Origin of the sequence: Pseudomonas sp. RIT-PI-o (assembly GCF_001297215.1) — a bacterium.
Taxonomy (GTDB): domain Bacteria; phylum Pseudomonadota; class Gammaproteobacteria; order Pseudomonadales; family Pseudomonadaceae; genus Aquipseudomonas; species Aquipseudomonas moraviensis_A.
Window position 1 is genome coordinate 1 of sequence record NZ_LHPA01000022.1, and the last position, 26167, is coordinate 26167.

The window sequence follows — 26167 nt, forward strand, 5'->3', positions numbered from 1 at the left end:
GTCGCTTCTTGCACCGGAGAGGGAAACCTCTCCGGAAAGCGCCTTCCAGAGACAGGAAGCCTCCTGTTTGCGGAAGGTACTTTCAGCCAAATATTTCCTACCAGTTTCTCGTCCAGCTCCATGCGGAGCGGCGGAAAAAGTGTCTGGTGATCACTTAAAACATACACCCACCAATCCCAACCCCTTTGGGGCACCACGCCCCTCAGGGACGAGTCGTGCCCTTCATTTGTTCCTGGAGGAATAACCCATGGCTCGTGGCGTAAATAAAGTAATTCTCGTGGGCACCTGTGGCCAAGATCCTGAAGTGCGGTACTTGCCTAACGGCAATGCCGTCACCAACCTGAGTCTTGCTACAAGTGAATCATGGACCGACAAGCAAACCGGCCAAAAAGTTGAAAAGACTGAATGGCACCGTGTGTCGTTGTTCGGCAAGGTTGCAGAAATCGCGGGTGAATATCTGCGTAAAGGCTCTCAGGTCTATATCGAGGGCAAACTGCAAACTCGCGAATGGGAAAAAGACGGCATCAAGCGTTACACCACTGAAGTCGTGGTCGACATGCAGGGCACTATGCAGTTACTAGGCGGACGTCCTCAAAACGGACAGTCTCAGCAGACACCATCTAATGCCGCACCGCGTCCCCAGCAAGCCCGACCACAACAGTCTCAACAACAGTCACGTTCGGCACCTCAGCAGCAGGCGGCACCTCAGCCTGCTCCTGATTTTGACAGTTTTGATGACGATATTCCGTTCTAGGCCCGAATGATTATCATTCTTATTTAGAGCGATAATTTATAGATACACAACCCACACAAGGGGCGCCACCCCTTGTTGGGGTGGCGCCTTTATTTTTTGGAGGCGTGAAATGTCCAATCAAGCTTTATCCCCGATTCAGGTTGTTACCTCCCTCGTTAAACGTTCGGAGGTGAAGTTTCTTGAGATGGTGCAAAGCACAAACGTTGGTCTCAATTTCAACGCAGAAGCGTTGTATGCGGTCCAACAGTTCAGTGGAAAAAATAAGGATTTCGCTCTGAAGATTGCCCAAAGCAATCCTTCTAGCGTGATCATGGCGATGATCAACGTCGCGGCTGTAGGGTTGACGTTGAATCCAGCCTTGGCACTTGCCTACCTGGTGCCGCGAGATGGAAGAATCATGCTGGATATCAGCTATCGGGGGTTGGTCAAGATTGCTACCGATACCGGTAGTATTTCCTGGTCAAAATCCGAGTTGGTTTACAGCAACGATCACTTCAAATTTCGCGGTCCTGCGCAGCTTCCCGTTCACGAGTTCGACGCTTTTGCATCGATCGAGGAGCGGGGTAAGTTTCGAGGCGGTTACAACATCGCGAAACTGCCTAGTGGCGATCATCTCGTGACGCCTGTACGGGCTGAGAAGATTTTCCAGATCCGTGATTCCTCCGAAGCCTTCAAGAAGGACAAAGGACCATGGATGAACTGGGCGGAAGAGATGTACCTCAAAACCATCACCAAGCGAGCACGTAAGGATTGGCCATTGTCCAGTCCGCGCATGGATACCGCTATGGAGATTCTGGATATTCAGAACGGAGAGGGCTTCTCTGGTGATCCTGACGCTGTGATCGACGGTCAAGCCATGCTTGTTCCGGCGGCTGACCCGGTTGTTGTGCCAATGAGCTCTCAGGCCCCTGGTCACAATCATCCATTCGTGACTTCCCACATGGATACTCATGTGGTCGCGGACGCTGAGTTTGAGGAAATGGGACATGTTGAGCTTCAGCCTCAATTTGACCCAGCCACAATACTTCCGAGGGTGTTACAGCGTATCCAGTCAGTGATTGACCGGGCTTACAAAACAGGTTGCTGGCAAGCTGCTCGAGATTGGTTCGAAGAGCAGTCAGGTTTTTCTCGCGAGCTTTTACAGTATTCGCTGGGTGAGCTTGACAAGGCACAGTCCGAGGCCGCATCCCAACAGCAATCAGCATGATGAGAGGTTCATCATCAACCATTAACCCAAGAGGGGCTTTCCCCTCTTGGGGCAGCCCCAACTCACGAGGAGGCTGTTATGCGAGTCGTTGATGTTGGGCAAAGAACAACACAGTGGCATGAGTGGCGTCGGGGCGGTGTTTCGGCCTCGAACGCTGCAGTTATCCTGGGGAGCTCGCCTTTCAAAACGCCTTGGCGTTTATGGGGCGAAATTCGAGGAGTGCTGCCTGTCGACGATCTGTCCAAGAACCCTTGGGTCAGACACGGGATAGTTCATGAGCCCTATGCAAGACAGTGGTTTGAAGAGGAGTACGACACGATAGCTCTGCCCATTTGTGCGGAGTCATCTGTTAACTCGATCATCAGAGCGTCGTTCGATGGGATTCAACATCAAGGACGCCCTCTAGAGATAAAATGCCCGAGCACCAGTAACTTCGAGGACGTTGTAGTCAATCGAATGGGCAGCAAGGGTTACAGACTGTACTACCCGCAGGTTCAGCACCAAATTGCTGTAGCCGGTGCGGACATGGGGTATCTGGTGTTCTACCACCCCAGTCATTCTCCCGTGGTATTTGAAATTCAACGAGAAGATTCTTTCATCGACATGATGCTGGATCGCGAGTTGGATTTCTGGGAGATGGTTCAGACTGGCAAAGCTCCACTTAAAGATCCTGAGCGCGATCACTACACCCCTGAGGATGCAGTGAGAGTGCAGTGGGCAACGTTCGCGGATCAGTTGAAACGGGTCGATGCTGATTTGGCCAAGGCCATGCAGACGGTCAAAGTCTGTAAGGAACAACGAGAGACCATCCGGGATGAACTGGTGGCGTTGATGGGGGGGTATGTTTCAGCCAAAGCTGATGGCATATCCATCACGCGATATATCCAGGATGGTTCGATCGATTGGAAGGCAGTGGCGATGCAACTCGATCCGGACTTGTCCGATGAGAAGTATGCAACGCACCGTAAAGCTGGTGGTGGTCGTGTTCGGTTGACTGTTGATGCCAACGCGGCTACTGATTCAGCTTCGATTGATGAAGTGCTGGCCGAGATGCGAGGAGGCATCTGGTTCTGAAGAAAAATTAGCGGGGGCCCTAGGGCCCTCTGCTATTCACCCCCTTATCAGGGGTACTGCTTTGCGACGTGTAGCCCGTGATGGCTGACTACGTTAAATTTACAGGCAGAATGTTTTGGTGAGGTCACAGGCCTGACCAAAGCAATTTGCTTCAAGTATCTCGCTCTGTCGTCATGGTACGACTTGGCTAGTAAGTGTCTGGTGATCACTCAAAACAAACACCCACCTTCCTACGACCCTTCGGGACACACCGTCCCGTTGGGGCTGGCGTGTCTCTTTTTTCTGGAGATACACCATGCAATTTGATGCTCAAATCCCGCTGACTTCGTTTGGAATCCAAGCTCCTGTAAGCGTGCCCGGCTTTGCGCCTGGTCATGCCCATATGGAATTTATTCCGAAAGTGTCGAGCGGCTACAAATTTCGCCGCGAGCTTCTTCGCAGCGTTCTGTCCTGGCTCAGTGACCCGATGGATGATTCGTTGCTTTTGGTCGGTCCCACAGGATCGGGCAAAACTTCGTTGGTTCTTGAAGCGGCTGGGCGTCTTAACTGGCCTGCATTGCAAACCAATGCCCATAGCCGCTTGGAGTGGCCCGAATTAGTCGGTCACCACTCGCTAACAGTTGAACCTGCCACAGGCGACCAGAAAATGGTCTTTGTCGATGGTCCGCTGACGATGGCAATTGAGAGAGGGTTCATTTTCATCCTTGATGAAATGGACTTTCTTGATCCCTCGACTGCTTCCGCGCTTAACGCGGTATTGGAGGGGCGTCCACTGGTGATCGCTGAAGATGGCGGTCGCGTAATCCGTCCTCACCCCAACTTCCGCTTCGTTGGTACAGCCAACACTGTGGGGCAGGGTGATGATACTGGCCTGTACGGCGGTACTCAGCAACAGAACCTTGCAACGATGGACCGATATCGAGTTTTGCGAGTGCCATACATGGACCCGGAAGACGAAGTGGAGGTGTTGCAAAGTGCGTTGCCCGGTGTGGATGCAAGAATTTTGGAACCCTTCGTAAAGGTCGCCAACAAAATCCGCGCTCAGTTTATTGGGTGCGATCAAGAAGAGCGACACCGTATTGTCGCAAATGCGAACCCTGGAACCACAGGATCCGCAACCGCCGATGATCGCGGGCAGTTAACCATCACCATGAGCACCAGAACCCTGGTGCGCTGGGCGAAAATCCAAGCGGGTTTGTCGAAGACACCATGCGAGTCGCCACTATATGTGTCGATGAGGCAGTCATTGACAAACCGCACAGATTTTCTTCAGCGCACAGCAATTCACAAAATTTGTGAAGAGATATTCGGTGATCAACTCTGGAAGGAAACTGAGGCATGAATCACGTCAACTGGGTGGCAATGAATACTCAGGAAGCGTTGGACGCAATGCCAATTTTTCTTTCAGGTATGGGAGAGGACGAAGTCGAGTTAAGGGTTTACGAGGAGCTGGCGCCTGCATGGGCCGAGCTAGAGCTTGACCTCCAGGGCTTCGGTTCTGGAGAGATTCTTCTCGAGAACCGTGCTCAACGACTGAAGCTCATCCTGTTGGTAAAGCTTTCGCAATTATTTACGGCTAACGGCACCGAGCTGGTGCTGTTCTCTAGAGAAGATGGCGACGAAGGAGTCTCCCTCGACTCAAAGCAGATCTGTTCGCTGTTCTTGGTGCCAAACCCTTCACTTGGCTCAGATGAGCAGCTGTACCTTGATGCACTTGAGGCGCTAGGCGTAATAGCCAAACGCATCAACCTACAAGCAGCTTTTGCTGAAACCAAAGTCCCTACTGGGGTTTGGTTTTAGCTCAAACCTAAACCCAGCGGGGTGTCTCTACCCCGCAAGGGAGGAGCACCTTTTTCGGAGATGCTCCATGAAAATTCAAGACGTAAAAGTCCTACAAGAAGTTCTGCTCTTCGGTTTGGATATCAGTATTTGGTCCGGTCGTAAGAAGCTCAAACCCGAAGACCTTGGCGTTGTAGATCTTCCCCCCGAGCAGTTGGTCAGCTTGGGGTCGAAACGGATCTGTGATCCTGAAACAACCAAGGTGTTCGATCGGCTGAAGCGCCGCGCGATTCGCGCATGTGAAGAAGTCGGAGTTCGATTTCTCGGTGGTTATGCGGTACCTGTTTCCAGGTCCGTTGAACTGGCAGATAAATTGGACGTGATTGAGCGTGAGTTTGTAGATGCGCGTTCAGTGTTCTGTAAGGACTACGACAAAAATATCAAGGAATGGCTTGCCCAGGACTGGATCGTTGCAAATCCTAACTTCAAAAGCGCGCTAGAAGTCGCAATCACGCCTGTAGGGGTGGTTGAAAGTCGCTTGGGTTGTCATTACACGGCGTGTCGGTTGGCACCCGCGGGTGGCGATCAGCCAATCCTCAATCGAGGCTTGGAAAAGGAGGTTAGCGGTCTTGCTGGCCAGCTGTTCCGTGAAATTGCGCAAGCAGCTCGCGAGGCATTGGAAAGCAGCTTTTTGGGCAAACAGAGCATTGGGCAGCGTGCGGTCAACGCACTCAAGAAAATGCAAAGTAAGCTCGCAAGTTTGTCGTTTCTAAATCCTCAGGTCGCAACTGTCGCTCAGACGTTTGACGATGTGTTGATGCGACTCCCTGACAAGGGAGACGTTGAGGGACAGGATTTTCAGCTGGTATTGAGTCTGATGATGAACCTGTCAGATGAGACGAAGATCCTTGAACTGGCCAGGGGGTTTCACGCGGCCTCAATGGGCGTGCAAATGGCTGATGACGAACCGGAGCTTGAAACGGAACCTCCGGTTCAAATCGCGGCTGTTGTGGATAGCAATGCTCTGATTGAACCGACCTCTAATGTTCAAGAGGTGATTCCCGTAATGCCTGTGAGCGCAGATCCTCTGCCGATCATGTATTCGGAAGCTGCTGAAGAATGGGCTCACCTGAGCCAGCCATCAACGACGCCAGCCGAAACAAAGGCTGCAGAAGTGGTGGCTACAGAAGAAACCATCACACCTACGATGACTGATCCGGTAGTGGCCTCTACGGCGCCACCGACACAGTCGCAATCAGTCGTATGGTTTTAAAACCAACCCTAACGGGGCATACCGCCCCTTTAGGGGTGGTGTGTCACCTGCTTTTTCTGGAGACGCACCATGAAAACTTTAACCAGCGCTATGCCAATCGTTGCACGTGCTCTTGCTGACAACTTGGGAGTGAAGCTACGGTTTGGCGGTGTTATCGCAAGTACCGATGGCAAGGTCATTAACTTGCCGAACATCGATCCTGATGATGTCAAAGGTGCAGAGATCGCCTACGGGTATTTAGCTCACGAAGCATCACATGTGAAACACACAGACTTTAGTCTTGATGTTTATGGTGGTGCAGAGCCGTCCCCGATTGAGAGTCGAATGACCAACCTGGTCGAAGATCTTCGGATCGAACAGCTCATGATGAATGAGTATCCAGGTAGTCGACGTGATCTTGATGCTTTGGCTGTTCACTTGTTCAGAGGTACTGACATTCGGCAGAACAGTCATCCAGCTGCAATTTTGCTGAATGGACTCCTGTTGAATGGATGTGCCAGGTACCTCAGGCAGCCGATTCGCGAAGAAGCCGATCAAGCTCTTGTGGCTATGGTCGACGTCTTGGGAAAAGGCAAAACGACCAAAGTCATGGGATTGCTAGGTGCCAGCGTTGGTGGTCTTTCATCGACGGCTGAATCATTCGGACTTGCAAAGAAACTTCTCTCGGTACTTGAAGAAGAACCCGAGGAGGATGAACAAGACACATCGGACAATTCTGATAAGCCGGATGATCAATCTGGTGGAAATGCTGAACCGAAGCCAACCGCGGATCCAGGTAGTTCATCCGAACCGAGCAATGAGCAAGGTGACGACGGAGAAGATTCTTCTACGACATCTCAGCAACAGGCAACTGATGATCCGCAAGCTGGTGACATATCGTCCTGCGACGACAACCTCATCCAGCAAATATTGAATGCTACTGACGCAGATCTGCAGGGTGTTATATCGGACAAGGGTCAAGCGGCCTCAGAGCTTTTGAGGTCGCATGCTGACTACAGCCAATCGACACCTGCAGATCTTCATGATGTTCCAGCCAGACAAAGTGACTTTAGCGACGAGATTGCCGACAAGGCATTTGAAAGCGCGATGGGTCTACGTGCTGTGCTGAATGGATTGATGCAGGGGGTTAGAAATACCAGACCTTCACTGCGACGTACTGGCAGGTCACCTGATAGCACTCGGATCGCAAGGCTGATGGTTGGGGATAGCCGAATTTTTCGGCATAAAGACCCAATCGTCAAAACCAATGCGGCCCTCCAAGTGCTTTTGGATAACTCGCCATCAATGCAGAGCACGATTCGACAGGCAACAGTGGCTGTGGCGTCCTTGTTACAAGCGATGGATGGCCTACCGGGAGTTAATCCTGCTGGTTATCGGTTTCCAGTAACCGTCAACGGTCGACTGGGTATCGCGCCGATTCTCAAACACGGAGAGATGTTCCAGAAAGCGAGGCGTGATGGACGGTTCGCTGTGAGCGTTGAAGGCTCCACGCCTTTAGCGCAAGCGCTTTGGACTGTGTCATCGCTTCTGGTGCGGCAACGTGAGGATCGCAAGATTCTCATTGTGGTGACCGACGGTGATCCTGACGACGTTACGTCCGCAACTGACATTATCGAACGATGCCGCAATAGCGGTGTTGAAGTGCTCGGTATTGCAATGGGGACGCAAAGCTCGAACTTGAGAGTGTTGTTTGGAAGCAACTACCGCTATATCAGCGGAGTGAGCGACCTCCGACAGGCTTTGTTTGAGCTCGTGCAAAACGTTTTGACAGCAAAAGTGGCCTGACACTCGTCAGCCATAACCCAGTGGGGGGAGCGCCCCACTGGGGCTGCTACCTCTGCTTAATCTGGAGGTGCAGCATGCAAATGAGTTTTTTTGAGGCGCCATCGGAGAGTGAAATTCAACTCGCCGTTCTGGCCAAGGTTCCGCAGCGTCGGCGCCGAGATCAAGCCGATGTGGAACAGTTTTCGTTCCTAGACATTCTGGCCATGCCAGAAGATGTTTTCATTCGGATCAACTGGTCCGATGCAGATATCCAGGTGATGTACGACCGCATCCTTCGGGATGCACTACAAACAGCTCTGGACCGCCGTGCTAGCGTTGAAATGAGGGAGGAGATCTGGAGTTGGATCAACGATGATTCTCTCCGTCCTTTCAGTTTCAGAGCCTGCTGCGCGTTAGGGACAGCTATGACTGAGTGGGGCGTCATCGATCATGATGCTCTTCGCAGCAACATAGCTGGGATGGAAAGAAGAACCCATCGAATGAGAGATGAAAAAGCGCGAAGTCAACTACGTAGACAGGTCGCTTAAATCCACCCCCCGTAAAACGGGGGTGGTACTTCCAGAATACTTTGTTGGGCTGGTTCCATGAGCCTGGCCAACAAAGATTTCTGGCTCGGTCGCTGCGCGATCGGGTTTGAAATGTGCGTGGTGAGCACTTGAAATAAACACCCACACACCAACCCAGCGGGGTAAGCCCGCTTGGGGCTTTTCTCCGCGAAATCCTGGAGAAAAGTATGAGTCCGATAATGGTCGCTGCGCGCCTTCAGGGCGACGCGAAGGTCACACGAAAAGCGTGGTCAACCTGCGGAGTGGTAAAGGTTCACTTGTGGGAGCTTTCCACCGGTGAGGTCATCATCCTTCGTAACGTCGGCGGTGCTTTTGAAACGCCATCAAAGCTCAATCAAAGCTTCGATGAACTCGTAAATCGTTTCCGAGAGAAAACGCAGAATCGCGTATTCACTCCCGACATCATTCATTGACTAAAGGCCACTTGGCCAACACTAAACCCATGCAGGGGCCATTCCCTGCTGGGGCATGGTCCTTCAAAAACTGGAGCGCACCATGTTCAATTCATCAGTCGTATCGTTTCCCGATCGGGGCCCTTGGGGCAAGTCCAATTACCGCGGCAACTGCACTGGTCATATCGTCAAAGGATTTGTCGAGTCCTACCAGCGCCGAAAAGATGGTCTTGTTATCGATCCAAGCGTTGGCGGCGGTACAAGTGCTGATGTGGCTCGAGATCTGGGGCTGCGATTTTTTGGGACTGATCTGCATCAAGGCTTCAACCTTCTTGTCGACGACCTCAAGTCACATGTTGGCGAAGAGGCACATTTGGCATGGTGGCATCCTCCGTACGCCGGAATGCTTCAGTACAGCGGTGTTGAGTGGGGTGAGCCAAACAAGTGGGATATGTCCCGGATGAGACTCCCGGACTTTACAGAGGCCCTGGAGCTTGCCGTGATGAACATTCACGACGCAGTTGAACGCGGTGGTGTGTATGGAATTCTTATGGGCAATCTGCGGAAGGGAGGAGAGTACTTCAACCTTTCGTCGCTCGTTGAACGGGTTTCCCCTGGACGTCTCATCGATGAGGTAATCAAGGTTCAACACAACTGCGTCAGTGACTCCAGAGAATATCGGGGCCGCTTAATCCGGATTGCTCATGAAAAACTATTGGTTTTTCGTAAGCAACAGGAGGCGTTGTTCTTCCTTGCCACTATCGAAAAACGCGCGGAGGCCATGGTCAATATCACTTGGCGTGCCGCTGTTCGACGAGTACTGCAGGGGGGCAAGGTGCTGCATTTGAAAGAAATAAACGCAGCCTTAGAGCCATACGCACAGACCAGGAACAACCAACATTGGGCCGCGAAGATTCGTCAGGTCCTGCAGAACGAAATCTTCTTTGAACGAGTAAAGCCCGGCGTGTATCGACTGGCTTCTTGATTTAAATCTGAAAGGCCACCTCACGGGTGGCAATCCCTTACAGGGGGCGATCTCCCTGTAAGGGGAGGTCGTGCCTCCGCAATCTGGAGCATGAAATGACGACCATTATTAACGCGAAAATTGGTGAGGCTCGCCAGAAACCTTCAATCTGGATGGAAGGCCAAAAGCTTGCTCACGGAGGTCTGCGGATCGGAGATAAGTACACAATTCGATCTGATAAAGCCGCTAGGCGCTTGGAGCTGGTCGCAGTACCCGCTAACTTTGTCGGCAGCACATTCACTGTCTCAAAGCGCGAGCGTAATGGGACGGTGCATCCACTCCTTCAACTGCGCAGTGATGAGATACGCCAGGTGTTTGAGGATGACGAGAAGGTCCGGATTGCGATTCGAAACGGTCGCATTGTCATAACGGCATTGCAACTGCAAACCAAAATCCGTGAACGACTCAAACGTCTTAAAGAAAAACTGGATCGCGGCGAAAAACTTGCCGTTACCAGTTTATTTCACGGTGGAGGCGTGCTTGATCGGGCTATCCACTCAGGACTACTGCGAGCTGGGGTTGGTTCTTTTGTGCAAGTGGGTGTTGAGTTAGAAGCTGAGTACCTCAACGCATCGTTGCGCAACAACCCGGATATTTGGCAAGCGGACTCTATTGCGATTTGCTCTGATATCAGGGATGTCAGCCTTGAGGGGAACGTTCCCCAATGTGACATTTTGACAGGGGGAGTGCCTTGTACAGGGGCTTCAAAAGCGGGAAGGGTCAAGAACGATTTAGAGTTTGCAGAAGAGCATGACAGCGCTGGTACGTTGTTTTTTGACTACCTGTCATGGGTGAAGGCAACCAATCCTGCCATCGTGGTTTTGGAGAATGTGCCTGAGTACCAGACCACTGCCTCAATGGCGGTAATTCGAAGTGTTTTAAAATCGCTGGGATACGTGCTCAACGAGAAAGTGCTGGATAGCTCTGATTTCGGCGCGCTTGAGAAGCGAAAACGAATGGTGATGATCGCCTATACCCCTGGTCTGGGAGATCTTTTGTCGTTCGATAATCTCAAAGTCAACAAGGTGCGAGAGGCCTCTATCAAAGAGATCCTTGAGCCGGTTCCGTTGGATTCAACGCGTTGGAAGCCATACACATATTTGTCTGAGAAGGCGATCAATGATAAGGCGGCTGGCAAGAACTTCGGACTCCAGCGATTAACAGGAGATGAGAACGGATGTGGAACGATTGGTCGACACTACTTTAAGGGGCGATCGACTGAACCCTTCTTGATTCACCCTGAAAACCCTGACCTGTTCCGGTTGTTCACGCGGCTTGAGCACACACGATTAAAAACAATCCCTGAAGTTCTGACGGAAGGAGTCTCAGAGACGACAGCACACCAAATAATGGGGCAAAGCGTTGCCTTCATACTTTTTGAATCGATAGGTGAAGAAATGGGCAGCTCGATGTTCAGAACAGACAATGAATCACCAGCTATTCCCGATTCATTAAGCCCCAACTTAGCAAGCCTCGATGCTGGTCATGATTATCCAAAAAATCTTGACTCGGCATTCACGATGCCGCCCCCCATAGCGGCGGTTTCTACTCAGCAAATGTTGCTGTAGAAGCGTTTCGATGCTGTAATATCTGTGGCCTTTCGGGGCCACAGTTTATCGAGTCTTCTTCCGCGACATCGACGTCGACGAAAGCAGATTCTTGCGTTTGGCCTTGAGGCTGATCGTTTGATAGTGACTGGTGATCACTCAAAACAAACACCCACCTCTCGCATTATTTCAAACCCACAGGGCTACCACCCTCTGGGCTGGTTCGCCCTGTTACAGGAGCGTCCCATGTCCTCGCAGAAGATTCTTCTTCTTTCTCACGAAAATCAGGCTTTGCTCGTTTCAACCATTTTTCAAGTTGCGCAAGCTTCTGATAATGATGGTCGAGTTAAAGCGCTTCTTGATCAGCTCCAGGCTGAGAACTCAATGACAGAGATGTTGAAGGCCGCGAAAGAAAACGGTCTCGACTTCAGTCAGTGCGTTCGAGAGTTTGGAGAGGATGTTGAATCGAATGCCTTCGCGGTAGCCGCTCAAAATCGATACTGCCTAGGTTCAAGTGACAACATCGAAATAGATTCACACGCTGTTATTTCTGAAACCGAAAGCGGTGCCTGGGTATCTGCCTGGCTCTTCGTAAAAAATTCAGAGGCGTGTTTATCCACTTATTGAAGAACCTAAACCATCGGGGCTTAACACCCCTATGGGGTGTAGCTACCTCTAATCAGGAGAAACACCATGCGTTTTCAACAATTCGATAGCTCTGTACCTGCAACCTTCGTTCACCAACTGAAAGATTTTTCTCTGGAAGAATCTCCGCTGGCAAGCAGAATTCGTTTGATGAATGAATCTGCAGCTCGCGAAAACGAAGAGATCAATAAACGCCGTTGTGAGATTCAGCATCGTGCCGCGGCAATTAAAAGCCAAGGCTCATTGCGATCTTTTAGACGTACCAATGATGCTCCGTGTAAGCAGTTGCCTGCTCCCGTGCGCGTCAAGGCTTTACCCGGCCGTTCCGAAGAACAGAAGCTGTGGGATCGCGTATTAAGTGAAACCGCACCTGAAGTTGAGCACAACTATCAAGAGCTCGACAGCGAGTCTCTGCGCGCGGATATGGAGGCTTACGAGCAACACTTCCAAAACTGCGCTGACACTGCCCCGGAGATAGATGTGTGGGCTGATGCGTTGAAAGGGGAGGTTACGTCCTTTGGTGCTTTTCCATACAAGCATCAAAAAGGCGAAAAAATTAGTTATATGATTCGCCTCGGCACTCTTGAGGTATGGGGTGTGGATTTGGAACGGTGCATGGTTGAATATGACATTGATATTGGTGACCTAATCGCCCTCAAGCGAATCGGAAAGGTCCCCGTACAAGTCATGCAGAATGTCATCGACCAATTTGGCACTGTCATTGGAGAAGAGCCAGTCACCGTCGATCGCGTGAGTTGGATTGCGAAGCGGCTGTGATTAAATTAAATCCCGCACAGGAGGGCAACCCCCTGTGCGGGGGTTTTTAAATCTTCGAGTCTATGATTTACAGATTTTGCTGGTTATTCTTCTAGGCAGTCGCGTTACAAACAGATCATAGACTGTCGCCTTGAGGCAACAGTTATTGAGCAGGCTGCTGACCTGAGAAAAAAAACAGCCACCTAAACTATTACCCTGGGGGATTCTACCCCTTTGGGGTCGTATCCCCTGAATTGAGGATACGACATGAAACTTTTGGACTTTGCCGCTGTACAAGCAGTTGAGTTGTCTACTGCACACATCACGAAATATGATTCTGAGTGCCTCACCCGATTCGCCGCAGATTATGCGTTCGGAAGTGAGGACGCGCCTTATGTGTTTGATACCAAGCATGGTTTCCTGATCATGATTGGCGTTCTCACAGTGGCCAGAATCAAACTGGCACCGATCAGCAAAGAGCTTACGGAGTTACTCGATTCCGCCTTGGATGAAGGCCTCCTGCTTCTCGCCTTTGATTCGGATGGAAACAGACACGAGGAACTTACAAGTTTCGACTGGTAAGCAAGATGGATTTATTAAACGATTCGTCGCTTAACAATTCACCTGTTTGGGAATTCCCAATGGTAGCTAGCTCGGAGACGAGTTATGGCAGACCGAGAGAAGCGCGGACTGGCTTTAGTTACTCGGTGAAAAATACCTTTACAGGTCAAGAGATAAGAATCACCGCTCCAACGGTAATGCTTGCAGTTGCTCATGCATTTTTGGCTGATTGCGGCGCTCCAAGGAGCATCGAATACACTGAACGCATTAATAATCAAATCATTGATCACCGATATATTGTCCGGTGTGGAAACTGGTTTGCTGACGAACGCACAATTCTATAAATCTGTTATCTGCTTTTTGTAGATAACTCGAAGCCTATTGGCAACCCATTGGGATTTACGTCCCTATGGGCGAAGTCCCGCTCAAAGGAGTAGGACATGCAGCCAATTCAAGTATTTGCCCGTAAGGAACCTGACGCTACTGGTGAGACAGACAATTTTGATGTTGTCTTTTACAAAGATGTATTTTGTAAGGAATTTGTTGCCAGGGTTCCGTGGTACTACAAAGAGATCATGCCTAAGCAAAACGAACGTAAGGTTTTCCTTAACTGTTATGAATGGCACCTGCTATGGCGCCCAACTGTTTACAAAACACAAGGAAATGAGGTCGCTAAGACATCTATAGCGGCATGATTAAACCCGCAGGGGAGCACCCTGTTGGGGTCGCTCCTTCTGTTAATTTTAGCAAGGAGCGAAAATGAATACTGCAGAATTTATTTATGTTGGTGATGCCCAGCTTCAACACGTTTTATCTACTCTTGTGAGCCAAAACGCCTGGTTTCAATTCGAGCCACGTCCGTTTGAAGAGTGGGCAATAACTGTGAAATCTGAGCACGCTCCACGTATGCCACTCGTTTTTTATGTCGAACACGATGGCGAGACGTGGAGATCTGTATTTCCACCGCATCTAGAGAAATTCTCGAATACACATTCAACGTCGTCGGAGGCTGCACAGTGGATCAAAAACCACGCCGGATTTGATGCAGACGTAAGAGTGCTGAATCAGTTCAAAAAAGCGTTTAGGTTTTCGCTCCTGGATAAGGTTTACGACATTCATGCCAACGATTACGATCAAGCGGTCGTATTTGCGGTAGCCGAAAATAATCAATTTCAAGAGCAGGTCTATACTTGCGTTGAAATAAGCGAGGTCGCAGATCTCGTACAACTAGAGCTCCAACACGCAATTCCATATGGATTTAGAATCCATTTCGACCATGCGACCTTATCTGGCTTCAGGATTTGTCAGAATTCATCGGGTGGGTTTGTAGCTGAAGAAATGAGGTATGGAGCAGTTGAGCAAGTATCAGAAGAAATGTCTTTTTCGGACGCGCTTGCTTGGATTAGCACCATGCTATCTGGGTTTAAAACTTGGGCAATTTGGCACAATGTTTAACTCTCAGAGGTGATGTTCCATAGCCTTTAAATCCTCCCCCTCTTAGGGGGAGGATTTAAAGGCTTCTTGCACGCTCGATGGTTTCGTATATTCTTTAAACAGAGTCTACTTCCGCGGTCGTCAATACCGACGAAAGCAGATTCTCTCGTGCGGCCTTGTGGCTGTTCGTCTGATAGTGACCGGTGATCACTTAAATTAAACACCCACCTTACACAACCCTACCGGGCCTCTGCCCGATAGGGGCGAAGCCTTCACAACGGAGCTTCCAAAGTGCTAGATATCCTGATCACATTAATAACACTGTTCTTGCAGTCGTAAATTCATCTGACGCGTTAAAAGCGCTCAGAGGTTTTTGCGTTTAAAGTCGAGCTGCGCTCGCAACCCATGAAGGGGAAATCCCTTCCTGGGGATCTCCATGACCCTTTCTTTGTGGGCCCAATAACCCAAGCCTGAAAGGAGGGCGTTACGGAGTGAAAGATGAAAAACTTAATATTGCTCTGGATCAAAGATGCGCTCCTCAGTCTGGGGGGTGGCTTTCTTGTCACAGGGATATTCTTGATCGCTACTACTTCAGAACTCAGCATCGATGGCCTTTTCTGGTCGGTTGTTCTCGGTACGTTCGGTGCGATCATGATCGTAGGCTCGTTAGCCCTGGTGATCCTTGTCGGCTTTCTCGACAGAGGCGGTTGACACTATCGATTTTCTGGTAGACTCAACCCAAGTCCACTGAAGAGGAATTCGTAATGATGAGTCCCCTTGGTATATACGTGACATCCACAATGCTTTTCGTGGTCGGCATTATAGGCGCAGCCTTTTGGCTTGCTTATCACCTCGACGATCGTAAAAAGGCACGTTGATTCAAGCCCCCTATTTAGGGGGCTTTTTTAGAGTCTCCTTTCGCGGCCAGTACGCCGACGAAAGAAGATTCCTTCGGTCAGCCATGAGGCTGATCGTTCGATAGTGACCGGTGACCACTTTAAACTCACACCCACCCATCGCCGAAAGGCACACCCACGCGGGGCTTCTTCCCGCTGGGGAGCAGCTTCGCCTCGAATAGAGGTAATCCCATGGCTGCTGAAATCTCAAGCTTCCGCATAGCTGGACTCAAACAAATTGATCAGGACCATTTTTTGGCCGGATCTCATGTGATTGAGATTCTCTTATGTGGTCGCGTAATTGTCGTTTATTGAGGGCTCATCATGAGTAACCAACAGAAAACGACAGACACCAATCGGGTTGTTGTCGCAGCATTGTCTGATGATTCATTCGTCAGGCTGATGCAGCAACTCTGCGACATCCCGCCGACAAAAAATCCAAGCACGCCAGATCCGAAAAAGTAACTGTCGGAAAAATCGTGCTAATTCCCTAAAGGGGGACACCTCCTTTAGGGAGAGTGTACCCCCAGATTCCAAACCCTGTCTGAGGCTTCCCAAAGCCCTCTTGGAGGGTTTTGGGAAGTCCCAGACGGGGCTAAACCTGGAGGTACACCATGCGAAACTTGAATGCAAAGACTGTGCGCGAGGCCGCTCAAGGTAAGTGGTTGGAAATACTAAGTGCCATTATTCCTGGAATCAGTCCATCGTGTAAAAAGGTTGGTAAACGCTCCCCATGCCCGGTGCATGGTGGGGTAGATGGTTTCCGAATGCTCAAGAAGAATGATGACGGAGCATTTAAAGGCGCTGGCGGTTGCAACACATGTGGGTTCAAAGGAGATGGTTTCGCTTTGCTCATGTGGTACCGACAATCCTACAACGGTCGATATGTATTTGCGGACGCTGTTGAAGAGGTAGGGGAATACCTCAACATCAAAGATCGTAAAGACGAAAGAAAAGCCGCACACGACAATCAACAGGAAGCTGCGCACATACAGAGATTGAGAGAGAAACAAGCTCAATATCAGAAAGAAAACGATGTGCGTATCCGCTACATCCTGAAAAAAATCTGGAGCGAAACTTTAGCTCTAAGTACAGTTCAGGCAGAGCCAGCAAGACTTTACCTGAGCTCAAGGAAAATCCTTAATTGGGATGCTCCTGGTTATGCGGCTACGTTGCGGTTCCACCCAAAACTCCGGTCGTATAATGAGGACGGTGTTTGTGAAGGTGAATTTCCAGCAATTGTCGCGCTGATCCGCGACGCAGCTGGTGTTCCAGTGACACTCCACAGGATTTTTCTGACCCCCAAAGGAGAGAAAGCTCCTGTTGAAAGCGTTAAAAAGATGTGCCCGATTCCATCCGATCGGTCGGTGACTGGTGGTGCGATTCAACTGGGGAAACCTGGTGAAATTTTGCATGTAGCCGAGGGCATTGAGACTGCTTTGGCCATTTCGATGGCGATGGGAGTTCCAGTCTGGCCGCTGGTTAACACTGGACTGATGGAAACTTTTGTCCCTCCAGCTGGCGTCAAAGGCCTTGTTATCTGGGAGGATAAAGATGTTTCTGGTGGAGGTGAGAAGGCTGCAAAAGCTTTGCAAGCTCGAGCTTGGGCGTTAGGGTTGAAGTGTGCTCGTCACACACCGACGTTAACAGTTCCGGAAGGTGGAAAATCTGTCGATTGGAATGATGTCCTAATCCAGCTCGGACGGTTTGGCTTTCCTCAATCTAAACGACACGCTGCGTGAGGGTCATAATGACGAGCTATATATTTGACCCTAAAGTAGTGCCGACTAAGCCGGGATCGTGTGCAGTGAATCCATTCTGCCCACCACTCGGTTTTGTCGGAAGTGATCATGAGTATAGGGAGCTGCTAAGAGCGCGTAAGCGCTCAAGCGCTCTGGATACTCGACGAATCCGAGATACTTCAATGAGCTTTGAGCTTGGACAAGTAACAATTACAGGCCCGTATAGTGTTGAGGCTATCAAGATTCTAGAAGAAATTGTTATTTCCCGAAGTAAAATGGGAAATAATTAAAAGACCGCCAAGTGCGGTCTTTTTTTTTATGAAAAATTGGCAATCACTACTAATCTATTAAGAGCCTAAAAAAAATCATTAGTTGAGATTGCAATTTCTTTAAGTGGTGTATCCTAGTCATAGCTCGTCATTCAGGATCTAAAATGTCGGTTGTATCGCTTAACATTGATGCTCGATACCTCATCGGCGAGGACAAAATTCTCTGCATTTATTCGTGCGATGGGAAACCGCCTAGGTCTCTCGAAATCAAGGTACTGCACCCGCTACGCGACCGTTTCGAAGACAAAAATAACGAAAGGGCGACGCTGATCGCCACTTGGTTTTTGCTGGTTCATTTTGAAGTCGCTGGACAGAATAGGGCGGGAACAGGCCTGAAAATTGGGTTCTCACGTGAAGAGGTGGTACTAGCCTGCAGCTTACAGAGTAGGACTGCTGGTCTGAACAAGCTCGCGACATTTCTACGGACTCAGTTTATAGGGGCCGAGATTCGCCTCGTTGGCATCCCATCGGAGGATACTGGCTTTGAGCCGTTTGCCTGTGCTGTCTGGACAGAAAGCTCGTTACAGCTTCCCGGCGCTTGGGCTCAGGGTTTGGGCTACGTTTGCATTTCACCTTATGCGATCCATAGGTACTACCAGCGCACAAGGGGAGACCTCGCTTTAGACAGAGTGTTTCGTAAAATTCAGTTACACCTCAAAGGGGCTCTGCCGGTAACTACTCTTCCTAAGAAAGTTATTCGGGACAAAAGAGCTTTTTATGGATCTCGACAAGACAACACTTTCTACTACCAAACAAAATCTGGTTGGCAGATGGTTATTGAGAAAAGGAAAGGAAGGTACATCCTTGCAACTATTTATCAGCGACTCACTGACAAATGAACAAGCCGAAGAGGTTGTTCGTGGCTACATTGATCAACATCGTCACAAGATGCTGACTATTTTACGTAGCCAGGATCCTCAGATGTACAGGGAAGTGGCGAAGAAAAAACAATCTAAGCAAATAATTGCGCTTGCCAATAATGTCCAGTTGATAACGATGCTTTCCCATACCATATTGTCTGGTTATGGTTTTTATCCAAACGCTGACGTTATATTTAGACCTAATATGTTGATCTACGTATTAAAGTCAATAAGAGTGGACAAAGATAGCGATGGAAGCCCGCTGCAGGTGCTTGCGACCATAGAAAGGCTTGCAGAAAACGGTGCTGGTGACTTTGGTGTGGACCTTCGAACAGTCTTGATCACAGAGCTCATTTCGATGAGCACGGGGGACACAGTGTCGATGATTGACGTGAATCTGGGTTGACGCCCAGGTGGGCCGTTCTGTGCTGCGGATGGTGAAGAGAGCGGCCTCATCGTTGATCCCTTTAGAAAATCGTCGCGCGCGTCAAAATCATGCTGTATTTTTACTTATCTAAATAGTTGTTTTGAAAAGTAAACGGTATAAGAAATCTGCCCTTTAGTGCCATGTGTCCTAAGGCAGAATGAGATTTCCTGATTTCACCTGTGGAGCGTCACTTTGGATCCCTCGACTGAACTGGCCAGCTTCGACATCGACACATTGCTTGCTGATGATGATCAGAACATTGTTCTGAGCTCTTCAAGGCACCCTCAAAACAATCCGTACAGCAATTTCATCCGAAGGCTTGGCCCTGGTTCAAAGCTCACAATGAGGTACGCACTTCAAGAGGTCGCGACAATGCTGGGGGCCGAGGATGTGCCTCTGGAAGAGATTGCCTGGCAAAAAGTTGAGCGGGTTCACCTTTACGCACTCGTCGAAAAAATGCGGATGCATGGTTACGCTTCTAAAACTTGTGGCCTTTATCTGTCGGCGTTAAGAGGCGTCTTCAATGAAGCCAAACACCTGGAGCTGATCAGTTACGATCGATTGCACAGCCTGCGCGAGGTGAAGCCATTCCGTGAGCAGCGGCTGCCTACTGGCAAATTTGTTGAGGAGCAGGACTTTCACAAACTTCTGGCTGATTGTGTTTCTGACTGGAGGCACCAAGGATTACGAGACGCTGCGATTATCTCGTTGCTATATGGGTCTGGCCTTCGAAGGGCCGAAGGCGTGGCAATCGATCTTCACAACCTCAACCAAAGCGAGTGGTTTGTTACGGTCATCGGCAAGGGGAACAAGGAGCTCAAAAAGTGGATCGCCCCTGGCGCTGTGAAGCGTATACGAGCCTGGTTGGAGATCCGCAACGCGGCGGTTGGTTCAGAAGGGCCTTTATTTACACGAATCAGGAAAGGTAGAAAAAAGGTTCTAGCTGAGTCAGCTCATGGCCAGGCCACTACCTCTGGACCTGCTGAGCACAGAGTCACACCTGGCTTGATAACTGATGAGGGGTTAACACCGCAGGCGATCTATTACATTCTTGATAAACGCTCCAAAGCATGCGGCGTCAAGGTGAAACCCCACGATCTTCGCCGCACATTTATCACTCGCATGATCGATAAGCATGGTGAGGGGATGGCGCAGAAATTGGCCGACCACGCTAACGTCACCACTACATTGCTTTATGACATGCGAGGGGACAAAGAGAAGCAGAAAATAATGAAAGGCGAAGACTTCTAGTAGCATTTGGAGCTGCGGTCCCTGGCCAAACTGACAACTCACTGAAACTTGACCCCCAGACCGGGGGCAAACACCCTCCCCCTGCTCTCTCCAGTTTCAATACCTTACCTGTAGACAAAACCAATCAGGATAAGGAGTTATAGGGTGAGCGCCTCGATGCATCTCAGTTATGCGGGCAACCTGGCCCGCGATGCTGTACGCCTTTTATCTGACGCGAAGTCAGACTTTGAACAGGACTACAAGCATAAGTATGGCTCCAAAATGACCTTGGCTCAGGTGGCTTCTGAGCTTGGCCTTTCCGAAACCACGATGAAGAAAAAACTCGGCTATTCGCGATTTGAACACCTGCCCTGGGTGCTACCAATCAGAAATGCACGGGTCAGACCTGGGCGCAATGACGCATTTTCTACCATTAAGGTAGCCGCATTCGCTGCTGGTGATCGCTGATGATTGAAAGTCGATCGTTAGGATTGCTGGCTGGTGCGGCTGCTTTGTGTCTAGCATCTTTTGCCGTGGCCGATGGTCAGAGAGAGGGCAGCAATCCGGAAGCGATCGCGGGCCAGTCCTTCTATCAAGGAAAAAGTGAAGGTTGGTTCTGGTATCAGGAGTACCCGGATCCAGAGCCCGAGGTCAAGGAAATGCCACCTGTGCCCTCCCCTCCAACACCTAAACCTGAGCAAATATCCAAAGTTGAACCAGGTGAAATTAAGCCATTCACGTCCGCCTGGATCCGAGTTGAACTTCCAAAATTCCGAGATCGGGCAATGGACGATCCCTCGCCAGAAAACGTCCGTGCTTATTATTATCTTCAACGCATGGCCATGGATAAAGCCACAAAGTTCTCCGAAATGTCGACCAATGTCATCATGAGAGACCCATTTCTTGATGAAGATTCTCGGCGTCCTCAAGCTACCTATGCAGCGAACGCTATGGCAAGGGAAGCTTTAGATAAGCGCAATGAAGTTGTGAAAGAGATCGGTACGAAGTCGGGATTGTTCTTTTTCTTTAAAAGTAACTGCATTCTTTGTACGGAACAGGCTGGAGTTTTGGTTGCTCTTCGGAATGCAACGGGCGTTCCAATCATCCCCATTTCTCTTGATGGAAAACCTTTAGATAATCAACTGTTCCCGGATTACAAGGTCGACTCCGGTCAAGCTGAACAGTTGGGCATTTATCAAACGCCTGCATTAGCGCTTGCAATTCCTCCTTCAAGAACCGAAGTTGTTGGTTTTGGAGCCGTGACGCTAGACACTTTACTAAACAGGATAGTTGTCGTGGCACGAGACGCTAAAGTTATTACAACTAAACAGTATCAATCTACTCAGCCAGTATTTGATAACGGCCTACTAGTATCTAAGGAGCTCCAGTCGGTCGATAAAGCAGTGCTCGAAGATCCAGCTCAACTTTCACAATACCTTCAAGACCATTTACGCGAAACCGTAAGGATGAATAACGATGAAATTGCCCCGTAAGACTGTTTTATCACTCATGCTTTCGGTAACGTTCGGCCTAAGCTCGTCCGCTACATATGCCAACCTGAATTCGCAGCTTGATAGCATGTTTAACAACATGTCTAACACTACAGCGCCTGGTGCTTACGAAACGGCACGCCGTGGTGTTCTAACTGGTGGTGCGTTTACCACAAGAAACAAGATAATGACTACCTCGCTTGTTTCAGTTAAACCGCCTTCTTTCGAATCCGGTTGTGGCGGGATTGATATGTTTGGTGGCTCTTTTTCGTTTATCAACGCTCAGCAATTTGTTCAGTTGCTTCGATCTGTTGCAAGTAATGCCGTAGGTATCGCATCTGGTTATGCATTCAACATGGCCCTCGATGCTTTATGCCCTACTTGTCAAAAGCATATTGAAACCCTTCAGAAGAAAGTTCAACAGTTGAACCAACTATTTTCTAATAGTTGCCAATTGGCACAGGGCTTGGTTACCGATGCTTTCAGTGCCATCGACAGCAAACGGGAGAGCGCTTCCAGTACCAAATCCGTCTCTAAGGGGCTTTCCGACGTTTTCGGCAGCTGGGGGGATTCAACAAAGTCCACGAGCTCGAAAAACTATGAGGCCGGTGTATTCGAAATGTGCAAGGACCAAGGTAACGTTCTCTGGTGCCTTATGCAGGAGAAAAATACTAAAGGCATATATACATATGGCGACACCCAGACTCAAGAATTAATCATGAGTATCGTCGGATCTATTAACTTAGGAGCGCCCGATCAAAACGCTTCAGATGGGAAAGGTAAAGTCCCGACCATCAGTTATATCCAGCCTACTGGGCTGAGCCTGAAGGACTTTCTAGAGGGCACAGGAGACGGCACGGCACCAGTCTACAAGTGCGATGACGATGATTACTGTACTAAGCCTTCTATGAAGGAGATCAAAATTGAAGGCCTGGCTCAGAAAATTGAAAAGGCTTTCAGCGGTGTCGGAGGCAGCATCGGCATTATTGGCAAGTTCTACCATAATACTGGTTCCTTTAGTGATGATGAGAAGCGCATGATTGGTAGCTTGAACGGTACACCGTTCGGTACCATGATCCGAAATTTGGCAAGTCGATCTGATAGTCTTGCCCGCACTTACGTTCGAACTAACTCACGCGTAATTGCTCTTGCTATGTCTCAATATTTCATGGATGAATTGTTGAGAGGTGCGGATATGGCGATTGCCGGCGCAACCATCCCTCATACCGAGGAAGCGGTTCGTAAGCTTGGTGAAGCTCGGAAGAAATTTGACTCTGAAATTATCTCATTACGGATGCAGTTCGGTGGTGAACCTCAACTGATCAGCCAATATCGAGAATTCATGGCCGCTATGCCTAAAACAAGTCTGTTTATTGGTCGCGCTGCTAATTATCCAGAGGCATCTAACTGATGGCCGCCGAATTTACTATTAATTCAATCGGGGACGCCCGATTTCTAGGTGAAATCCTCAACGCTGTTGCTATGATATCTGGCACCGGTGATGTCGAGGCGTTAGCCCGCATTGGTTTGATGTTTGGCGTATTCTTGATTGCTTTTCAAGCAGTAAGCAACAATACAGGAATTCAATTTCATAAGTTACTAGTTTGCGTCATTCTATACCTTGCGATGTTTGGTGCTACGGCTACAGCCATTGTTGAGGACAAATATACAGGCGCTGTGGAAGTTGTCGATGGGGTGCCTCTCGGGCCAGTGGCCGTCGGTTCCTTTTTATCGGGTATTGGAATCACACTTTCAGAACTATTTGAACAGGGATTCTCAACCCCTGCCATGACCCAATATGGCTTTGCTGACCCTCTAGATACTCTGATGAAGTTTCGAAGAGTCACGCAAGACATGACAGCTATCCCTGCTTTTAATCAGACTGGCGGAGCTGGTGATCTCTATACCTCATGGATGAACTACGTCCGTGAATGTACCATGGTCAATATTGAAAGAGACCCTAGTGCTTTCAATAAAATCAAAAATGAGGGCTCGCCTATGCAAGCTCTTCGTTTTGATTCCGCAGTATACGGAACTCTCATTTATGCGCCGGGTGGTGAGGAGTTGCTAAACTGCTCCGATGCACATACGCGATTGGTGGAGCTTACAACCAGCCAACTACCTTCATTGATGGACTCTACTAAGTCGGCTTTTCCAAAGCTCAATGATGGCTTTGAAGTTGAAGGCAAAGTTACAGACTCTTTGAATTCGTTAGGTATTGCAGCTTCTGATGCCCGTGAGTTTGCGTTGGCCAGCGCACTTCTTCCTGTTTTTCAGGACGGTCCAGCGTCCAAAGCAATGGCTGATATGCAGGATGCAGCTGCGATCATGATGAGCCAGGCCGTGATGCAGCAGAACACCCAGTGGGCGGCAGAAGGAAATATGTTCGTCCGGAACGTCAGGCCATTCTTGACGTTTTTCGAGGGTTTCATTTACGCAATATCACCGTTGATGGCATTCATCCTTGTTCTTGGAAGCCAAGGCATCTCGATGCTGGGGAAATATCTGTTGATGGCCGCCTGGATGATGCTTTGGACCCCCATCATGGCGATCGTAAATCTCTTCATCATTTCTGGCGCTAAGTATCAGATCCAGAGCCTGATGCTGAATCAGTTGCAAACATCCCAGATTACCTTTGAGTCCGTTATGCAGGTCGAACGTATTCTCGGTACCTGGGTCGGTGTTGGCGGATACATGGCATCCTCCGTCCCTGTCTTATGCGGTTTCTTGGTCTGGGGTGGCTCGGTTGCTGGTATGAGCATTGCGAACCGTATGAACGGTCGGGACACAATCGATGAGAAGATTGCCAGCCCGGATGTCGTTTCTCCAGGTGCTGGCATGGCCATGTCGGCTCTTGCGCAAAATGACCCGACGATGGGTAGCCGTATCACAAACTCAGAGATGAACCGCCCTAACCTCAATTCGAACTCTGCTCTTACAAGCTCTGTTCAGTCGGCTCAACAGACCGCCGAGGGCGCCCAAACGTCGCTTAATCAGGCATTCAGTCGTGGTGTCCAGAACTCCTACCAGAATGCGAGTTCGTCGACCGATCTTGCACAGCTAGGACAAACGGTAGGAGGGGCTTACGGTGTTTCTGGGTCTTCTTCGTACAAGGACTTTGCTTCGCAAGCTCGTTCGGAAGGGATCTCGGAGAAATCCGTAAATGCTTACATGGGCGCTATTGGCGCTAGCGGTTCTGCAGGTTTAGAGGCACTAGGTACCGGTGCGAAGCTTTCTGGCCAGGTCGGTAAGAACTTGACGGAGTCTGATAACAAGGATTTGAGCAGGCTTGCGCAAATTGGCGAAGAAACTGGATTCAATAAAGCTCTTACAGGCTCCATTAATAATGGTGTCAACGCTCAGCAAGCCCATTCGTTATCTAATGCTGAAACATCGACATTCTCTTCCTCCGACTCGGAACAGATCTCTAAGCAATCTCAACAAACTCTTTCTGCTCAGAAGAGTTACCAGGAAATGTCTGGTCTGCAGAACATGTTCGGCTCCTCGAGCTCTATAAAACTCGATGCTGTAGCTCAGGACGTTTTGAAGTCTGATGGTGCTGCGGAGCGGCTTCAACAAGCTGTGTACGGGGCAGGACTTCAGGAGAAGGCTGCATCCTTTGCCTCAACTTATGGTTCGACAATGGCTGATCCTAAAGCAGCACAAGTCGCTGGTATGGTTCAAGCATTGGCAACCAGCGGAGACTGGGAAACTGTTGCGTCTGTCATGCCTGGAACCGCGGGCTTTGGTGTGTCTAATGACGCGCATAACTCAAATATGATGATGAATGGACCGTCTATTGATGCTGCAGGGCTATCTAATCGTTTTGATAACATGGGCGTCAAGGATGTGTCAGGCGCTGCGGGGGCTGGTGCTCGTGACTCACTGTTTGAAAGTGGAAAAACTCAGGCAGAGAATCTGGGTAATTCAGGCATCAACGCTGCTCGTAATGACCACAGAGAGCGTGCAGACCAACTTGAGGTACCGAAGGTTGGTCAATTTGGTGCGGGAGAGCGTTTAACTAATGAGGTAGCGCGTGAGTCGGCAGGTGTAATGGGTGCCGCGCTTGAGGGAGCAGCCGAAGCCGGGATCATTCATCCCAACGCGGCTGGAGCATACGGACCAGGTCAATTGAGGCCTGATTCGCCTGTCCCGACTTCGCTGGATAATCCTCCCCCTGCCCCACCTCAGACCGGTGGGCACGATGTTAACGATGTCCCCCATCTTCCAGCGGACACACGGCCAAGCGCGATGTCACCAGATTTTGCACCGAGGCAGCCTCAAGCTCAGTACTCAGGTGGGCATGACATATTAGATGTGCCGCAGCTACCTCAGGAATCTGACTCAACTAATAAACCGCCTTATATGCCTGGACAGTAATTAAAGCCCCGCTATT

Annotated in this window: 25 protein-coding genes; all 25 read left to right on the top strand. The window is 49.7% G+C overall.

The annotated features are described in order from the left end of the window. Window positions 1–247: 247 nt before the first annotated feature. The 25 genes from AEQ63_RS13235 to AEQ63_RS13355 all read left to right on the top strand — a co-directional run bounded on the left by AEQ63_RS13235 (window position 248) and on the right by AEQ63_RS13355 (window position 26151). A complete protein-coding gene (locus AEQ63_RS13235) occupies window positions 248–754 on the top strand; it encodes a single-stranded DNA-binding protein (RefSeq protein ID WP_064363701.1) in 507 nt (168 codons plus the stop codon). Window positions 755–863: 109 nt separating this feature from the next. Continuing rightward, window positions 864–1961, top strand: coding sequence for a RecT family recombinase (locus AEQ63_RS13240; RefSeq protein WP_064363702.1), 1098 nt, complete (start codon window positions 864–866; stop codon window positions 1959–1961). Window positions 1962–2039: 78 nt separating this feature from the next. Further along, window positions 2040–3035 (top strand): YqaJ viral recombinase family nuclease, encoded by a 996-nt coding sequence (locus AEQ63_RS13245; protein WP_064363703.1) that lies wholly within the window; start codon window positions 2040–2042, stop codon window positions 3033–3035. A 295-nt stretch (window positions 3036–3330) separates the two neighbouring features. Then, a complete protein-coding gene (locus tag AEQ63_RS13250) occupies window positions 3331–4377 on the top strand; it encodes an AAA family ATPase (RefSeq protein WP_064363704.1) in 1047 nt (348 codons plus the stop codon). Beyond that, complete coding sequence (locus AEQ63_RS28630; RefSeq protein WP_064363705.1) at window positions 4374–4835, top strand: hypothetical protein; 462 nt, start codon at window positions 4374–4376, stop codon at window positions 4833–4835. Before AEQ63_RS13250 ends, AEQ63_RS28630 begins: the two co-directional genes overlap by 4 nt. A gap of 67 nt (window positions 4836–4902) precedes the next feature. Continuing rightward, entirely contained in the window at window positions 4903–6087 is a 1185-nt protein-coding gene (locus tag AEQ63_RS13260) for a DUF3150 domain-containing protein (protein WP_064363706.1), read from the top strand. Between the two features lie 69 nt (window positions 6088–6156). Continuing rightward, a complete protein-coding gene (locus AEQ63_RS13265; protein ID WP_064363707.1) occupies window positions 6157–7872 on the top strand; it encodes a VWA domain-containing protein in 1716 nt (571 codons plus the stop codon). A 74-nt stretch (window positions 7873–7946) separates the two neighbouring features. Then, entirely contained in the window at window positions 7947–8399 is a 453-nt protein-coding gene (locus AEQ63_RS13270) for a hypothetical protein (protein ID WP_064363708.1), read from the top strand. A gap of 206 nt (window positions 8400–8605) precedes the next feature. Further along, on the top strand, window positions 8606–8851 hold the full coding sequence (locus AEQ63_RS13275) for a hypothetical protein (protein ID WP_064363709.1): 246 nt from the start codon (window positions 8606–8608) through the stop codon (window positions 8849–8851). An 82-nt stretch (window positions 8852–8933) separates the two neighbouring features. Then, window positions 8934–9815 carry a DNA adenine modification methylase gene (locus AEQ63_RS13280; protein ID WP_064363710.1) on the top strand — a complete coding sequence of 294 codons (882 nt, stop codon included), beginning with the start codon at window positions 8934–8936 and terminating at the stop codon, window positions 9813–9815. A 95-nt stretch (window positions 9816–9910) separates the two neighbouring features. After that, complete coding sequence (locus tag AEQ63_RS13285; RefSeq protein WP_082367817.1) at window positions 9911–11422, top strand: DNA cytosine methyltransferase; 1512 nt, start codon at window positions 9911–9913, stop codon at window positions 11420–11422. A 225-nt stretch (window positions 11423–11647) separates the two neighbouring features. Then, window positions 11648–12028 carry a hypothetical protein gene (locus AEQ63_RS13290; protein WP_064363711.1) on the top strand — a complete coding sequence of 127 codons (381 nt, stop codon included), beginning with the start codon at window positions 11648–11650 and terminating at the stop codon, window positions 12026–12028. A 66-nt stretch (window positions 12029–12094) separates the two neighbouring features. Further along, window positions 12095–12823 carry a hypothetical protein gene (locus tag AEQ63_RS13295; RefSeq protein ID WP_064363712.1) on the top strand — a complete coding sequence of 243 codons (729 nt, stop codon included), beginning with the start codon at window positions 12095–12097 and terminating at the stop codon, window positions 12821–12823. Between the two features lie 246 nt (window positions 12824–13069). Beyond that, on the top strand, window positions 13070–13384 hold the full coding sequence (locus tag AEQ63_RS13300) for a DUF5983 family protein (protein WP_064363713.1): 315 nt from the start codon (window positions 13070–13072) through the stop codon (window positions 13382–13384). Window positions 13385–13803: 419 nt separating this feature from the next. Continuing rightward, on the top strand, window positions 13804–14058 hold the full coding sequence (locus tag AEQ63_RS13305) for a hypothetical protein (RefSeq protein ID WP_064363714.1): 255 nt from the start codon (window positions 13804–13806) through the stop codon (window positions 14056–14058). A 64-nt stretch (window positions 14059–14122) separates the two neighbouring features. Next, window positions 14123–14818, top strand: coding sequence for a hypothetical protein (locus tag AEQ63_RS13310; RefSeq protein WP_064363715.1), 696 nt, complete (start codon window positions 14123–14125; stop codon window positions 14816–14818). Window positions 14819–15295: 477 nt separating this feature from the next. Next, complete coding sequence (locus AEQ63_RS13315; protein WP_064363716.1) at window positions 15296–15508, top strand: hypothetical protein; 213 nt, start codon at window positions 15296–15298, stop codon at window positions 15506–15508. A 509-nt stretch (window positions 15509–16017) separates the two neighbouring features. Beyond that, complete coding sequence (locus AEQ63_RS28635; RefSeq protein ID WP_161806076.1) at window positions 16018–16158, top strand: hypothetical protein; 141 nt, start codon at window positions 16018–16020, stop codon at window positions 16156–16158. Between the two features lie 149 nt (window positions 16159–16307). Beyond that, window positions 16308–17435, top strand: coding sequence for a DUF7146 domain-containing protein (locus tag AEQ63_RS13320; RefSeq protein WP_064363717.1), 1128 nt, complete (start codon window positions 16308–16310; stop codon window positions 17433–17435). A 1046-nt stretch (window positions 17436–18481) separates the two neighbouring features. Then, window positions 18482–19030 (top strand): hypothetical protein, encoded by a 549-nt coding sequence (locus tag AEQ63_RS28125; protein ID WP_152972356.1) that lies wholly within the window; start codon window positions 18482–18484, stop codon window positions 19028–19030. Window positions 19031–19243: 213 nt separating this feature from the next. Beyond that, the gene (locus AEQ63_RS13335) at window positions 19244–20302 is read left to right on the top strand and encodes a site-specific integrase (protein WP_064363720.1); all 1059 of its coding nucleotides are present in this window, start codon (window positions 19244–19246) and stop codon (window positions 20300–20302) included. Window positions 20303–20446: 144 nt separating this feature from the next. Continuing rightward, a complete protein-coding gene (locus AEQ63_RS13340) occupies window positions 20447–20749 on the top strand; it encodes a hypothetical protein (protein ID WP_064363721.1) in 303 nt (100 codons plus the stop codon). Beyond that, entirely contained in the window at window positions 20749–21774 is a 1026-nt protein-coding gene (gene traF, locus AEQ63_RS13345; RefSeq protein WP_082367819.1) for a conjugal transfer protein TraF, read from the top strand. The genes AEQ63_RS13340 and traF overlap by 1 nt, the downstream gene beginning before the upstream one ends. Further along, entirely contained in the window at window positions 21758–23182 is a 1425-nt protein-coding gene (locus AEQ63_RS13350) for a conjugal transfer protein TraH (protein ID WP_082367821.1), read from the top strand. The genes traF and AEQ63_RS13350 overlap by 17 nt, the downstream gene beginning before the upstream one ends. After that, the gene (locus AEQ63_RS13355) at window positions 23182–26151 is read left to right on the top strand and encodes a conjugal transfer protein TraG N-terminal domain-containing protein (protein ID WP_064363723.1); all 2970 of its coding nucleotides are present in this window, start codon (window positions 23182–23184) and stop codon (window positions 26149–26151) included. Before AEQ63_RS13350 ends, AEQ63_RS13355 begins: the two co-directional genes overlap by 1 nt. The last annotated feature ends 16 nt before the right edge of the window (window positions 26152–26167 follow it).

What these genes read in the sequence shown, in the direction of transcription:
- AEQ63_RS13315 (WP_064363716.1), top strand. Translation starts at nt 15,296, where the DNA reads ATGAAAAACTTAATATTGCTCTGGATCAAAGATGCGCTCCTCAGTCTG.
- AEQ63_RS13260 (WP_064363706.1), top strand. Translation starts at nt 4,903, where the DNA reads ATGAAAATTCAAGACGTAAAAGTCCTACAAGAAGTTCTGCTCTTCGGT.
- AEQ63_RS28630 (WP_064363705.1), top strand. Translation starts at nt 4,374, where the DNA reads ATGAATCACGTCAACTGGGTGGCAATGAATACTCAGGAAGCGTTGGAC.
- AEQ63_RS13265 (WP_064363707.1), top strand. Translation starts at nt 6,157, where the DNA reads ATGAAAACTTTAACCAGCGCTATGCCAATCGTTGCACGTGCTCTTGCT.
- AEQ63_RS13250 (WP_064363704.1), top strand. Translation starts at nt 3,331, where the DNA reads ATGCAATTTGATGCTCAAATCCCGCTGACTTCGTTTGGAATCCAAGCT.
- AEQ63_RS13310 (WP_064363715.1), top strand. Translation starts at nt 14,123, where the DNA reads ATGAATACTGCAGAATTTATTTATGTTGGTGATGCCCAGCTTCAACAC.
- AEQ63_RS13270 (WP_064363708.1), top strand. Translation starts at nt 7,947, where the DNA reads ATGCAAATGAGTTTTTTTGAGGCGCCATCGGAGAGTGAAATTCAACTC.
- AEQ63_RS28635 (WP_161806076.1), top strand. Translation starts at nt 16,018, where the DNA reads ATGAGTAACCAACAGAAAACGACAGACACCAATCGGGTTGTTGTCGCA.
- AEQ63_RS13290 (WP_064363711.1), top strand. Translation starts at nt 11,648, where the DNA reads ATGTCCTCGCAGAAGATTCTTCTTCTTTCTCACGAAAATCAGGCTTTG.
- AEQ63_RS28125 (WP_152972356.1), top strand. Translation starts at nt 18,482, where the DNA reads ATGGATCTCGACAAGACAACACTTTCTACTACCAAACAAAATCTGGTT.
- AEQ63_RS13275 (WP_064363709.1), top strand. Translation starts at nt 8,606, where the DNA reads ATGAGTCCGATAATGGTCGCTGCGCGCCTTCAGGGCGACGCGAAGGTC.
- AEQ63_RS13355 (WP_064363723.1), top strand. Translation starts at nt 23,182, where the DNA reads ATGGCCGCCGAATTTACTATTAATTCAATCGGGGACGCCCGATTTCTA.
- AEQ63_RS13285 (WP_082367817.1), top strand. Translation starts at nt 9,911, where the DNA reads ATGACGACCATTATTAACGCGAAAATTGGTGAGGCTCGCCAGAAACCT.
- AEQ63_RS13350 (WP_082367821.1), top strand. Translation starts at nt 21,758, where the DNA reads ATGAAATTGCCCCGTAAGACTGTTTTATCACTCATGCTTTCGGTAACG.
- AEQ63_RS13240 (WP_064363702.1), top strand. Translation starts at nt 864, where the DNA reads ATGTCCAATCAAGCTTTATCCCCGATTCAGGTTGTTACCTCCCTCGTT.
- AEQ63_RS13280 (WP_064363710.1), top strand. Translation starts at nt 8,934, where the DNA reads ATGTTCAATTCATCAGTCGTATCGTTTCCCGATCGGGGCCCTTGGGGC.
- traF (WP_082367819.1), top strand. Translation starts at nt 20,749, where the DNA reads ATGATTGAAAGTCGATCGTTAGGATTGCTGGCTGGTGCGGCTGCTTTG.
- AEQ63_RS13245 (WP_064363703.1), top strand. Translation starts at nt 2,040, where the DNA reads ATGCGAGTCGTTGATGTTGGGCAAAGAACAACACAGTGGCATGAGTGG.
- AEQ63_RS13300 (WP_064363713.1), top strand. Translation starts at nt 13,070, where the DNA reads ATGAAACTTTTGGACTTTGCCGCTGTACAAGCAGTTGAGTTGTCTACT.
- AEQ63_RS13295 (WP_064363712.1), top strand. Translation starts at nt 12,095, where the DNA reads ATGCGTTTTCAACAATTCGATAGCTCTGTACCTGCAACCTTCGTTCAC.
- AEQ63_RS13305 (WP_064363714.1), top strand. Translation starts at nt 13,804, where the DNA reads ATGCAGCCAATTCAAGTATTTGCCCGTAAGGAACCTGACGCTACTGGT.
- AEQ63_RS13235 (WP_064363701.1), top strand. Translation starts at nt 248, where the DNA reads ATGGCTCGTGGCGTAAATAAAGTAATTCTCGTGGGCACCTGTGGCCAA.
- AEQ63_RS13320 (WP_064363717.1), top strand. Translation starts at nt 16,308, where the DNA reads ATGCGAAACTTGAATGCAAAGACTGTGCGCGAGGCCGCTCAAGGTAAG.